This is a genomic window from Desulfosalsimonas sp. (assembly GCF_055149105.1).
In genome coordinates this window covers 1-12,806 of record NZ_JBSRLA010000008.1, presented here as the reverse complement: position 1 = coordinate 12,806, position 12,806 = coordinate 1, and the positions used below count along the sequence as shown (strand labels likewise).

The window sequence follows — 12,806 nt, the reverse complement described above, 5'->3', positions numbered from 1 at the left end:
AGCAGAAAGGCCGGGAAACCGAAGGGCAGGACAATCTCACCGGACAGGCTCATTTCGCAGAGCCGGTGATGCATTCTTCGAGCAGATGCCGGTGAATGCTTGATTTGTCCAGTTTGTGCACCACTTTGCCGGAGTCAAAAACAAAGGCGGCTTGGGCCAGACGTTCTGCCTGGGCCGGACTGTGGGAGACCACCAGCATGGGATAGGATTTGGCCAGGTGGATCAGCAGTTCCTCGATGCGCCGGCCGGCTTTGAAATCAAGAGATGCCGTGGGTTCATCCAAAAGCAGAATCTGCGGCTCCAGGGCCAGGCAGCGGGCCAGGCAAAGACGCTGCTGCTGGCCGCCGGAAAGGGAAAGGGCCGGCTCATCGAGCCGGTGGCTGACCTCCTGCCAAAGCTGTGTTTGTTCCAGCACCTTGTGCATCCGGGCACGGCACTGCTTTTTACCAAGCCCGGAGGTAAGCCTGAGGGGAACAAGAATATTTTTGGCAATGGAAACCGGCATCAGGTTGGGCGTTTGAAACACCATGCCCACCTTGCGCCGGAGATTGAGCAGGTCGGTGCGGGGTGCGAGGATATTACACCACCTGCCGTCCATAAAAAGATTCACCGATCCTTTGGTGACAGCGCCCATTTCATCGTTGAGCCGGTTTAATGTGCGCAGAAACGTGGTTTTTCCGGAACCTGAACGGCCCAGCAGACAGACGATTCCCCCGGCATCCGCAGCCAGGCTGACTCCGTCAAGCACCACCTGCCCGCCAAAGCCGACAGTCAGGTCCTTTGTCTCCAGAAACGGCTTTTTTGTTTTTAATACCATGTATTTTCGATTTTCCGCTGAATCCATCGTGCAGACACAAAAAGCAAAGCGGTCAGGATCAAAAGCTCAAGGCAGGCGCCAAAGCCCGTCTGCAGTTCAGACTGACTCCGGTATTCAGCCGCCAGATAATAAATGGTAAACGGCAGGGCCTCAAAAGGCCCCAGCACTCCCCGGGGAAGTCCGGCATTGGCCACAACACCGGTTAAAAGAATCACGGCTGTATCCTCGGCCGCCCGGCCCACGGCCAGAATCACACCTCCCAAAATCCCCCTGGAGGCCTGGGGCAGTATACTGTAAACCATGTTCTGCCACAGGGTCAGGCCCAGAGACGGGCCGATGAGCCGCTGGGTCAGAGGGATGGCTTCCACGGCATTCTGGGTGGCGCGCACGATATACGGCAGAATCAAAACCGCCAGGCAAACTCCTGCAAGCAAAAGACAGGTATTGGCCCCGGGCACAAAGGTCCGCCGCAGAAAAAGAATCATGGCAAAGCCGAAAAGGCCCATGACAATGGACGGTGTGCCGGCCAGCTGATTGATGCAAAGGCTGCAGAACGCCTTTTTCCGGCCCTTTGCCAGAATCGCCAGATACAGTCCGCAGCCCAGGCCAAAGGGAAGGGCCAGGGATGCGGCCAGCAGAACCAGAACAAGCGTTCCCACGCATGCCGGCCATATTCCGTCCCACACCGGTACCTGGCCGGAAATGGCCGGCCATGCCGGCGCATCTCCGAAAAACAGCGCCGGGCCAAGCACAGCCCCGCCCTGCCAGGCGATAAAGCCCAGCAGGCCGCAGACCACGGTTGTTGTCACCAGGGCACAACTCCAGGCTAAAAAATAAATCAGCCTGTCTTTACCCGTCACGCGAAAGCCCCCCGAATTTTTGCTGCACCCGGAAAACCGTGATATTGACCGCTGCTGCAATGAAAAACAGCAGGCATCCGGCAGCAAAAACCGAGCGGTAGGCCTGGCTTTGGCTGTCGGTGGCCACCACCAGGGCAATATGGGCGGTGAGGGTCCGGATGGAATCAAACAGGGAACCGGGAAGCTGGGGCGCATTTCCGGCCAGCATCAGGGCAATCAGGGTGTCTCCCACCGCCCGGGCAAAGCCAAGCAGCACCGCAGCCAAAAGCCCGGGCCACGCAGCCGGAAAAATCACATGAATCAGCGATTGCACCCTGGACAGCCCCAGGGCGCTGCAGGTCAGAGACAGTTCCTGATCCACCCGCTCCAGGGCGCTTAACCCGATGAGCACGATGGTGGGCAATATGAGAAAACCCAGGATCAGGCCTGCAGCAAGCAGGCAGTAGCCCGTACTGCCTGAAAAATGACTGCGCAGAAACGGTACCAGGGTAAAGGCGGCAACAAACCCGTAAACAACCGTGGGGATGCCGGACATAAAGCGCACCAGGGCTTTGACCGCCCCTGCCGCCGGCCCCGGCCCGAGCCCGGAGCAAAACAGACAGACCCCGGCGGCCAGGGGGCATGCCACCAGCATGGCCAGTACGGTGAGATACATTGATCCCAGGATCATGGGAAGGATCCCGTAGTGACCCTGGAAAGGCCGCCAGTTCAAGCTGAGCAGGTCCTTCCATTCACCCCCGGCCAAGACCGGCCAGGCAAAATACACCAGAAAAGCAAATACCGCCATCACGCAGGCCAAGCTGACAATTGCGGCTGTATAAAGCAGCATGCGGCTGAAGGTTTCCGAAAAATGCACGCCAAACCCAATCCTGATGTTATGGAAACCCTATTGCCCGGCGGGAATAAAGCCGTTTTCAGAAACGATATGCGCGCCCCGGGGACCCTGCAGGTAATCAATAAACGTCCTGGCCAGCTTGCCGGGCTCGCCCTTTGTATTCATGTACAGCTTCCGCACCACCGGATAAGACCCTTCTTTAGCGTTTTCCCGGGTAGGGGAAACACCGTCGATGGCCACCCCGGAAACCGAGTCGTCCATGTGACCGATGCTGAGATAGCCGATGGCATCAGGGTCCCTGGAGATCGCCACTTTCATGGCCCCGTTGGACTGGATCACATTGGCCTCCACAGCCACCGGGCCCTTGTCCAGGGCTTTTTTCCAGAAAACGCTCCGGGTTCCGCTGGCCTCATCCCGGGTATACAGGTTGATCTGCCGATCAGCTCCCCCAACTTGCTTCCAGGAACCAATCTCGCCGGCAAAAATGCCTTTAACCTGGTCTTTGCTCAAATTGTTTACGGGATTGTCCGGATGAACAGCAAGGCCGACACCGTCCACGGCAAAAGCATAGGATTTGAGCCCGAACTTGTCGCGCTCCTTCTCGCTTAAGGCCCGTCCGGTGTTTCCGATATCCACCAGACCGGCACCGACTTTCTGGACCCCCACCCCGGAGCCGCCGCCGGCCACGGTGATGGCGATATCCGGATTATGCTCCATGATCTGCCGGGCGGCCTGTTTCATCACCGGGATATGCGCCGTGCCGCCGGCAATGGTCAACCTGCCGGACAACCCGTCAAATGCCGATAAATCAGATGACCCGGCCCATACCGGCTGGAGGCTGAAAACAGCCGTGCACAAACAGAGAAAAACAAAAAAGATTCTGCGGAACATAAAAAAACTCCTTTCTGATGTTGCTTAGAAGAAAAGTCGATTTCTTCAATCCTCCCGGACGGCCTGCTCCAGATCCGTGATCAGCCGGGCAAGATCCAGACAATATTTGTCTGCCACATCGCCCAGGGAGTCAAAAAGGGCATTGCAGCAGATGCATTCTCCGGCCGCAGCATCGTAGCGCTTAAAAACGGCTTCTGCCTTTCGGTAATGGCTGACCACGTCAAGCACGGTCATCTGCGGGGTGATTTTTACAGATTTGTCCAACCTATTCATTTTTCTTCAAAAAACCGCTTCAGTGCGGCGGGTATTTGCTCAATGATGTCCATGACCCGGGTTCCGGGATCCGGATTTGCCAGTTTTCCGGCCAGGCGGCTGACAGCCGATGCCTGAATGCATGCTGTCAGGGGATCTTTTCCCAGGCCGGTAAAAGCCGCGATCAGGCCGGTAATGATATCGCCGGTGCCGCCGATGGCCTCCATGGCAGGCACCACAGGCTGGCTGACAGTGTCAAGAATGCCGTTTTCATCTGCGGCAATATCGGTTTTCCCCTTGACCAGAAGATACCTGGATGCATTGCGGTGCGCATAGGCTGATGCAATCAGTTCCTTTGCCCTGTACGGTTCATGAAAGATAAATCCCCGTGTATAAAAAGGGTGAGGGGCTTCCGGATCCGCCAGAAAAGCCAGTTCCCCCATATCCGGGGTGAACACGTCATAAGCGGCCGCCTGTCCGCTCATCTTGGCTGCATACATAAACCCGGCATCCGCGATCAGCACCGGGCGCGGATGCATGTTTTCAACAGCAAACAAAACCCTGTTGTGCCAGTCCACATCCGGCTGGATGTAATGAAACGTTATGCTTTCATAGCGGCATTGGCCGAGGCTTTGCTCCAGATACGCATAGACCTTACGGCTTCCCCCGCCCCTGCCGATATCCCCGGCCAGGTAAGCCATGGGCGGATCTGCGCCAAAAAAGGCGCACGCCTTTGCCGCGGTTGCCAAAAGTGCCGGTGTCCCCCGATTGACCGCAACGCAATGATTGTCAATAAACAGGTTTTGTTCCGATACCCGGGCCTGCCCGCAAACCAGGGGAAAGTCTTGCTCGGGCACGGTGCCCACTATGGCAAACATTTTCGCGTGATCTCCTCAAAGGCCAGCTGCAGGGCATATCCGCACAGGGTGTGGCCGATGCTGCGCGGCTCCGGAGCCTGGTCAAGCCGTCGGCCCACCATTTGCGCAGCTAAATACGGCACGTCCGGACAACCCCCGCCCGAGATATTGACAACTGTCAAATCCCGCTTGTCCACGGTGATTTTCATGTTGGCGGCCTGAACCATCACAAACTCGCCGTAATCAGTGGTAAAAAAAACATTGACCGGTTCAAGCAGCCCGTCTGACACGGCAACCACCTGCAGGGGCGTGATTTCGGCTTCTTCCAGGGTGCGGACGATTTCCAGCTCCGAAACCAGGGGAAACTCGATGACCAGATCGCAGCCGGTGCGGATTTCCGGGGGCGGCCCCATGACCCGGATGCGCCAGCCTCCCTTTTTCAGAACATTTTCCGCGCCGATCACCTCACTGGTGTTTTCAAACACCAGAATCCCCCTGTCCCGCAGAGAGACCGGAGGCTGTTTGTTCTCTTTGCGAAAAAAGGACAACAGTCCCAAATATGGATTCCTTATTTTGCGGCTTTCCGGATTTCCAGGCGAAAGGTTTCCCCTTCGGTGGCAATGCTTTCCACTTTCCATCCCTGGCTTTCAACGGCCCGGCTGACGTTTTCCCGGGAGGCCTCGGTATCCACGAACACCTCCATTTCCGTCTCCTGTGATTTTTTGATGGCATCCAGGGCCATCAAAACCGGCTGGGGGCAGGAAAGTCCCCGTGCATCCACTGTTTGACTCATCTTGCGCCTCCTGTTTGGGGCTGTTTCATGGTAAACCCGATGACCAGGCAGACAGCCAGGCCGATGACAACCGCGGCAATCCCGTGGGGCCCCACGCCGGCCGGTGAACTGGCCAGGCCGAAATTGTGGGAGACAGCCGCGCCCACGATCATGCCCAGCACGAATATGGCCGCATCCCCGTCGCCCTCACCGGACAAAAACAACTGCCGGCCCGGACACCCCCCCGCCAAAGCAAAGGCCAGACCCGCCAGCACCATGCCCATGGCGTTCCATACATGCTGGGTATGGGCCACGGGCTGGCCGGCAAAACCCGGTTGAAACTGGCCGAGGATCAGGTTGACGAGCCCGGCGGAGATCACCAGGGCCACCACCCCGGAGAACAGATGCACCTGCTTAAACAAAATCAGGTCCCGGAAGGCACCCATGGTGCAAAACCGGCTTCTCTGGGCGATAAAACCGATAACCAGGCCGGCGATAACAGAAACCGCCAGGGGGGCGTACATGGCACCCGGGCCCTTGACGCTGTAAAACAAAATCCCGGTTTTCTCCGCGCCCTCTGCCCGGGGATAGATCAGCATGAGCACAAAAAGAGCGGCAAAAACAGCCGGCAGCACCCAGCCCGCCCCAGGAGCAAGCTTCTGGGTCCGGCCCAGACTGTAGCCTTTTTTCAAAAACCGCGTGCCGATCCAAATGCCGGCAATCAGCCCGATGAGTCCCAAAATGGCATTTCCGTCCCCGCCGGCCAGCCGAAGCATGGCCCGCCACGGACATCCCAGAAACACCAGAGCTCCGATCATGGCAAACACGCCCAGAAAAAACCGGACAATGGGCGCTGATCCACCCCGCGGCCGGAATTCTCTAAAAGCCAGGGCCGCAGCCAGAGACCCCAGCACGAAACCGATGATTTCCGGACGCATATATTGCACCACAGCAGCCCTGTGAAAACCCACGGCCCCGGCAATATCTCTTTCAAAGCAGGCAACGCAAATGCCCATGTTGCCCGGATTTCCAAGATACTGAAGCATCGCGGCCCCCGCTCCGATCACCGCGCCCACAGCGATGATCCCCCATCTTGTGGCAAAAACATTTTTCATTCAGTCACCCCTTTTCCGGCGCTCGGTTAAGACACATCACTCCTGTTTGGCCGCGTGCGCAGCTCCTCTGAGTTTTAAGATATATCTATGATCAAGATTATTTATGTGTCAAATCGCTAATTTCGATCAAACTTTTCACAATCATAGAAACTGCCTATGAAAGGGGGTTTTCCGCCGGATGCAGCACAGAAGCTGCCGGCAGGCTTCCGGGTATCGGGATTTTTGCGCTTGACGCCCGGGTGTACTTGGCGTATGTTTCCTGTTTATCAAAAATCCGGGGATTTCCGGATGTTGCCGGATTGACGCCAAACAACAGGTTTTTTTGCAAGTGACGGAACTTTACCGCAACTGGTTTCTGGCCAGCCGCCCCTGGTCGTTTATCATGACCGCTATTTCCATCGGCGTGGGAGGAGCTGTGGCGGCCATTGACGGGCCTTTTTCCTGGACGCTTTTTGCCGCCACTCTGCTGGGTGCGGTTTTTCTGCATGCCGCCACAAACCTGATCAATGACTATTATGACGTGCAAAAGGGCGTGGACACGGTTGCGGCCGCCACTGCCCAGTACCGGCCGCACCCGCTGGTGGAGGGAAAACTGCGGCCCAAAAGCGTGCTGGCCGCATCCTGTCTGCTTTTTGCCATTGGCGCGGGCATTGGCCTGTGGCTGGCTGCCGAAAGGGGCTGGCCGATTCTGACCATCGGTGTTGTGGGCGTGCTGGCCAGCCTGGCCTACACGGCCCCGCCAGTGAGCTACAAGTACATCGCCCTGGGCGAATTTTCGGTGTTTCTCATGTGGGGACCGCTCATGGTGGAGGGCACCTATTATGTCCAGCATCAGCAATTCAGCGCCCATGCATTGTGGATCAGCATCCCCTTTGGCACCATCGTGGCCCTGGTGCTGCTGGCCAATAATCTGCGCGATATCGCCCATGACAAAAGCCGCCGCATCCGCACAATCGCCATCGTGCTGGGGGCGCAAAAGGGTTTTTACCTGTATGCCGCCCTGATTGCCGCAGCTTACCTCAGCATTCTGGTGATGATTCTCGCCGGGATTCTCTCGTGGTGGTCTTTGATGGTGTTTTTCTCCATACCCATTGCCGTCAGCATCCTGCGGATCATGTCGGAAACAATCCCCAAGGACGCAGATGCGCGCACAGCCCGGCTCGACACGGTGTTTGGCGTGCTGCTGCTGATCTCTCTGATTGCCGAGGCCCTTTTATGAATCAGTACCGCTTTGCCTGGAAACCCGTGGCCGCAACCGTGGTCCTTGCCGCCCTGCTGTGGTGGATGACCTTTTACCTGCAGTTCGGGGTGTTCTGGTTTAAAATCGCGTTTTCCGCTTTTGTCCTGGCCGTGCTCTCGTTTTTCCTCCAGCCCGCCCGGCTCATGGATTTTCGCATTAACTGGCGCAGTATTGCCATCGGTCTGGTATCTGCGGCTTTGCTGTATCTGCTTTTCTGGGCCGGAAAAACCCTTTCAACGGCCCTGCTGCCCTTTGCCGGCGACCAGATCGGGGCCATTTACGACAAAGGCGAAGGCACGCCCCAATGGCTCATCATTCTTTTGCTTTTTTTCATTACCGGACCGTGCGAGGAAATTTACTGGCGGGGCTATCTGCAGCGCCAGCTCATGGTGCGCTTTGGCGGGGCAGGCGGATGGCTTCTGGCAACCCTTTGTTACGCGGGCGTGCATATCAGCTCGGGCAACTTCATGCTCACGGCCGCAGCCGGTGTTGCCGGGGCCTTCTGGGGGATTATGTACTGGCGGTTCAAGGATCTGTCCCCGGTGATCATCTCCCACTGCATCTGGAGCACATTTATCTTTGCGGTCATGCCGGTGCCGTAGAAGGCCTTTAGGGGCTGCGGGCCGGCAGGGAGCCGAACATGCGCATATAAACGGCAAACAAAAACGGAATCACCGCAATTGCGCTTCCGGCAAAAAATGCGCCCCGTACGGCGGTATCTGTTACAAACAAGGCAAGAAACAGCGGGGATACGGTCTGGCCCAGGTAAATCAGCAGGGTGAACACCGACAGCACCCCGGCGCGCAGCTCAGTTGCCACCAGACCGGCGGCAGCGGAATTGAGCGTGGGCATCAGAACCCCGAATCCCAGGCCCCACACCCCCATAAACACCAGCAGAAGCGGATAACTTCCGGCAAAGCCCGTGAGCAGGTGGCTTATCCCGCAGCAGGCAAATCCCCAAATCACCCGGGTTTGCTCGCAAAAATGCCGGCTCACGGCCCCGGCCCGGGAGGCCACCAGGCCCGACACTCCGGCGGCAGCGGATATGGCCAGCCCGGAATGCAGGGTGGTGAGCCCGAAGTCGCGCACCACGAGAATCGGCATGTAGACCACAATGCCGTAGAGCAGAACAAATCCCATAAAATTTGAAAAAAACAGCCAGACCGCCCGGGTGTTGGCAATGGCGGCCAGGGCCTTGATCATGTATCCCGGGGTCCGGGCGCTTCTGCCCGGCTCCTTTAGCCGAAAACCCGCAACAATTGCAAGCACCATGGCCGCGGCGTGGATGTAAAAGGGCAGAAACCAGGCAAACACGGCAATGGCCCCGGAGACAAACGGCACGGTGGCGTTTGTCAGCCCCTGCACCGTTATCCGGTATCCCATGGCCCGGGTCCGGTCCGGCTCCTCATACATATCCCCGATGGCCGCCACCACGGTATTCATCATGCCCCCCACGGCGATTCCCTGAAGGGCCCGCCATACCAGCACAACCCAGAACGACCGGGTAAAGGTGATCAGCAGTCCGGCCGCCCCAAACAGCATCACCGAGGGAACAATCACCTTTTTTCTGCCAAACCGGTCAGCCACCGGTCCCAGAAGCGGGGTAGCCACCATGGCGGCAAAGGTGTAGGCGCTCAGGGCCAGGCCCACGTTTCTGCCCGTGGCCCCCTCCAGGTTGATCATCTCCGGCAGAATCGGGCCCACAAGGCTGCCGCCGGTGACCGCAAACATGACCACCGCAAGCAGGATCAGCAGATTTCCGTCCCTGAAAAAACGCATGTTGATCCACCACACCCGGTTGCAATTTAATCCCAAAAACCCCAAGGCATCATAATACGCCCCTTTCCAAAACGCAACGTTCGGGGGAAGCTATCGCGAAGTCCGGGCCGACACAGAATCCCGCAATCTAAGGGAGGCAAGCCCGCAGTCGGGGCCGGTTTTTTTGCTCCTGACCGTTTCCGGGTTTCATCCATCCAGCCCCGGACAATTTGAAATTTACTCGCTTCGGCATTGGCTGAGTGTATCCCGGAAACGCTCAATGTCGCTTACAAACCGCCCCCGCCCGCGGACTTGCCTGGCAGCGCTGAGTATATGCCCAACCTGGAAACCACTGTATATCTTCTGCTGTAATCTTTTTCCAGCGCCATCTAAAAACTTACTTTTTTACGAAACCATCCAATTTGACAGGCCATCACAACAATGCATTTTTTCAAGCTTACTTTGAGTTGTTCATGGGCAGGGGTGGGGGCGGGTTTGTTTGACTGCATTGGAGCGGTTTGGCCAAAAGATTGTCCCGGGGCTTTGGCGTCCGGAATTTTAAACTGTCTGAGGGCGATCAGCCCGAGTTTTTAAAATTCCAGCCAAAGCCCCGGGACAATCGGCCAAAGCGATCCGCAGGCAAACAAACCCGCCCCCATTCCTGCCCTTGCGAAAAACCTGGAAGAGACCTTTTTCCGCTTTTGATTTTCACTTTTGACGTGGTATGATTTTTTTTGTTTCGTTTGCATCAGGCGCTATTGCCAGCAATCCATTGCCAACCATCTACTTCTTTTGCAGGAGCAAAAATGACCCAAACCACTGCTTTTCGGACCTGTCCCCTGTGCGAGGCCGGCTGCGGCCTGGAAATCACCCTGTCGGAAAACCGCGTGGAAAAAATCCGGGGAGATCAGCAGCATCCCATGAGCAAGGGATTTTGCTGCCCAAAGGGCATTGCCCTAAAAGACCTCCACGAAGACCCGGACCGTCTGACCTCTCCCATGATCCGGGAAAACGGCCAATTTCGAAAGGCGGGCTGGGACGAGGCCCTGGCCCTGGTGGAAGAAAACCTCACCCGCATCCGAAAGGCCCATGGAAACGACAGCGTGGCCATATACCTGGGCAACCCCAATACCCACACCATGGCCGGCGGCATGTTTGTCCGCCCCATGGCAAAGGCATTTAAAACCAAAAACTTCTACTCCGCCTCCACGGTGGACCAGATGCCCAAGATGGCCGCCTGCGGATGGCTCTACGGGCACCCGGGCCGAATCCCTGTGCCGGATATCGACCGCACGGATTTGTTTGTGGTCTTCGGGGCCAACCCGTATGTTTCCAACGGCAGTCTCATGACCGCCCCGGACATGCCGGGCCGGGTCCGGGACCTGCAGAGCCGGGGCGGCAAAATGATTGTCATCGACCCGGCCAGAACCCGAACCGCAGAGGCCGCAGACCAGCATTTGTTTATCCGGCCGGGAACAGATGTGTACATGCTGTGTGCCATTGTCAACGTGCTGTTTGCCCGGGATATGGTCAAACCCGGGCATCTATCTGATTTTCTGGGTCCCGCAGACATTTCCGCCCTCAAGGAAGCGGTTTCCCCCTGGACCCCCCAGGCGGCTGCACCCCTGTGCGGGGTGGCCGAAGATGAGATCACCCTCCTGGCTGAAAAAATCGGCCAGGCTGATAAATGTGCGGTCTACGGCCGCATGGGAACCTGCACCGCCGCCTTTGGAACCCTTTGCTCCTGGCTCATCGAGGTCATCAACATCCTCACCGGCAACCTGGATGCCAAAGGCGGCACGGGTTTTCCCAAAGCCCCCCACGTGCCTGACGGCAGCATTGCCAGAAAGGGCTTTGCCACCGGCCGGTGGCGCTCAAGGGTGTCGGATGCACCGGAAGTCTGCGGGGAACTGCCGGCGGCACTGATGGCCGAAGAAATGGAGACCCCGGGAGACGGGCAAATCCGGGCTCTTGTCACAGTGGCCGGCAATCCGGTGGTGGCCGTGCCTGAAAGCGACCGCCTGGATGCGGCCATGGCCGGGCTTGATTTCATGGTCAGCGTAGATTACTACATTAACGAGTCCACCCGCAGGGCCGATGTAATCCTGCCGCCGGCTTCAATTTTGAGCCACGGCCATTACGATGTTTTCTTCCACGGCCTGTCTGTGCGCAATTTTGCAGCCTATTGCCCGCCGATATTTGAAAAAGGGCCGGAAGAAAAAGACAAATGGGAAATTCTGGCCCACCTGGCCCTGATCGGCCAGGGCCGGGGGGCGTCGGCCGATCCGGGAGAAATTGCCGATGCCATGGTCAGCCAGCTGGCAGCCGGCGTGATTTCGGCCATGGGCGGAGAGCAAAAAGCCGGGGTCAGCCCGGACTCCCTGATTGGCATGCTTTCCGGCCGCAGGGGACCGGAACGGGTTTTGGACCTGCTTTTGCGCATCGGCCCTTACGGAGACAATTTCGGTCTTAAGCCAGACGGGCTGAGCCTGGACAAACTGCTTGCCAGCCCCAGGGGCGTGGACCTGGGCCCCCTTGAATCCTGGATTGACAGCGCTGTTTCCAACCCGGACGGAAAAATCCATTTGCTTGCTGACGTGTTTCAAAAGGCCATGGCAGATCTGGGAAATCCGGAGGAAACCAGTTCAGACACGGGCCGGCCCCTGCGCCTGATCGGGCGTCGGCATTTGCGCACCAACAATTCCTGGATGCACAACATACCGGCTTTATCGGCAAAAAACCCGTGCACCCTGCAGGTCAACCCCGAAGATGCCGCCCGGCTGGGACTCCAAAACGGGCAGACAGCACAGATCACATCAGATGCCGGCAGCGTGAGCGCGCCGGTGGAAATCACAGACCGGGTCATGGAAGGGGTGGTGAGCCTGCCCCACGGATGGGGCCATGACATGGAAGGAATGCAGATGCAGGTGGCCGGGGCAAATCCGGGTGTCAACACCAACCGCATTGTGCCGGGGGCAGTGGATCCCCTGTCTGCCACAGCCGTGTTAAACGGCATTGCCGTCACCGTGAGCTGACAGGAAGGAAACCCTGCGGCCGGGCTATACCAGTAACTTTTTCTGAAGTTGTTTATATGTGTTGCTCCGGACCTCCTTGGTGTGAAACTTTGCACACAGTCGGCCATGATGCCGGCCCGGGGGTGGGTTGCGAGTCGCATTGAGCGCGCAAGCGGTCAGCAGGGAGCAAACCGCCACCGGGTCGGCATCATGCGAAAATTTTAGAGCCAAGCACGAACAGCAACTTTTTTGAAGTTATTTAGAAGTGTTCCCCCCGGGCCGCAGCCAGGACCGAACACTGCAAATAACTTTTTGCCGCATGCTTAAAAGCTTTGATTTTATTCTTTTGAACCTTGAACCTTGAACTTTGAACCTTGAACGAAGTTACTTAGAAG

General features: G+C 57.5%; 13 protein-coding genes. 3 read left to right on the top strand and 10 right to left on the bottom strand.

From position 1 onward, the window contains the following. Nucleotides 1-49: 49 nt before the first annotated feature. From ACTCIA_RS03015 to yedE, 9 genes are read right to left on the bottom strand one after another with little or no spacing between them, the layout of a single operon-like run. A complete protein-coding gene (locus ACTCIA_RS03015; protein ID WP_463000327.1) occupies nucleotides 50-817 on the bottom strand; it encodes a phosphate ABC transporter ATP-binding protein in 768 nt (255 codons plus the stop codon). Next, nucleotides 808-1,626 carry a PstA family ABC transporter permease gene (locus tag ACTCIA_RS03010; RefSeq protein WP_463000326.1) on the bottom strand — a complete coding sequence of 273 codons (819 nt, stop codon included), beginning with the start codon at nucleotides 1,624-1,626 and terminating at the stop codon, nucleotides 808-810. Before ACTCIA_RS03010 ends, ACTCIA_RS03015 begins: the two co-directional genes overlap by 10 nt. Nucleotides 1,627-1,666: 40 nt before the next feature. Further along, nucleotides 1,667-2,533, bottom strand: coding sequence for a PstC family ABC transporter permease (locus ACTCIA_RS03005; RefSeq protein ID WP_463000325.1), 867 nt, complete (start codon nucleotides 2,531-2,533; stop codon nucleotides 1,667-1,669). A 30-nt stretch (nucleotides 2,534-2,563) separates the two neighbouring features. Next, the gene (locus ACTCIA_RS03000; RefSeq protein ID WP_463000324.1) at nucleotides 2,564-3,403 is read right to left on the bottom strand and encodes a phosphate ABC transporter substrate-binding protein; all 840 of its coding nucleotides are present in this window, start codon (nucleotides 3,401-3,403) and stop codon (nucleotides 2,564-2,566) included. 45 nt (nucleotides 3,404-3,448) lie between these two features. Next, complete coding sequence (locus tag ACTCIA_RS02995) at nucleotides 3,449-3,676, bottom strand: hypothetical protein (protein ID WP_463000323.1); 228 nt, start codon at nucleotides 3,674-3,676, stop codon at nucleotides 3,449-3,451. Further along, the gene (locus tag ACTCIA_RS02990) at nucleotides 3,673-4,533 is read right to left on the bottom strand and encodes an NAD(P)H-hydrate dehydratase (protein WP_463000322.1); all 861 of its coding nucleotides are present in this window, start codon (nucleotides 4,531-4,533) and stop codon (nucleotides 3,673-3,675) included. Before ACTCIA_RS02990 ends, ACTCIA_RS02995 begins: the two co-directional genes overlap by 4 nt. Then, a complete protein-coding gene (locus ACTCIA_RS02985; protein ID WP_463000321.1) occupies nucleotides 4,521-5,069 on the bottom strand; it encodes a DUF3343 domain-containing protein in 549 nt (182 codons plus the stop codon). The genes ACTCIA_RS02990 and ACTCIA_RS02985 overlap by 13 nt, the downstream gene beginning before the upstream one ends. Nucleotides 5,070-5,080: 11 nt before the next feature. Continuing rightward, nucleotides 5,081-5,305 (bottom strand): sulfurtransferase TusA family protein, encoded by a 225-nt coding sequence (locus ACTCIA_RS02980; protein WP_463000320.1) that lies wholly within the window; start codon nucleotides 5,303-5,305, stop codon nucleotides 5,081-5,083. After that, nucleotides 5,302-6,399, bottom strand: coding sequence for a YedE family putative selenium transporter (gene yedE, locus ACTCIA_RS02975; protein ID WP_463000319.1), 1,098 nt, complete (start codon nucleotides 6,397-6,399; stop codon nucleotides 5,302-5,304). The genes ACTCIA_RS02980 and yedE overlap by 4 nt, the downstream gene beginning before the upstream one ends. Before the next feature lie 328 nt (nucleotides 6,400-6,727). On the opposite strand from yedE, the gene menA reads away from it, so the two are divergent. Both menA and ACTCIA_RS02965 read left to right on the top strand, forming a co-directional pair. Continuing rightward, a complete protein-coding gene (menA, locus tag ACTCIA_RS02970) occupies nucleotides 6,728-7,618 on the top strand; it encodes a 1,4-dihydroxy-2-naphthoate octaprenyltransferase (protein ID WP_463000318.1) in 891 nt (296 codons plus the stop codon). Continuing rightward, on the top strand, nucleotides 7,615-8,241 hold the full coding sequence (locus ACTCIA_RS02965) for a lysostaphin resistance A-like protein (RefSeq protein WP_463000317.1): 627 nt from the start codon (nucleotides 7,615-7,617) through the stop codon (nucleotides 8,239-8,241). Before menA ends, ACTCIA_RS02965 begins: the two co-directional genes overlap by 4 nt. Before the next feature lie 7 nt (nucleotides 8,242-8,248). Here the strand turns inward: ACTCIA_RS02965 and ACTCIA_RS02960 are convergent, their stop codons facing one another. After that, complete coding sequence (locus ACTCIA_RS02960; protein WP_463000316.1) at nucleotides 8,249-9,418, bottom strand: MFS transporter; 1,170 nt, start codon at nucleotides 9,416-9,418, stop codon at nucleotides 8,249-8,251. Between the two features lie 785 nt (nucleotides 9,419-10,203). On the opposite strand from ACTCIA_RS02960, the gene ACTCIA_RS02955 reads away from it, so the two are divergent. After that, entirely contained in the window at nucleotides 10,204-12,432 is a 2,229-nt protein-coding gene (locus ACTCIA_RS02955; protein WP_463000315.1) for a molybdopterin-dependent oxidoreductase, read from the top strand. The last annotated feature ends 374 nt before the right edge of the window (nucleotides 12,433-12,806 follow it).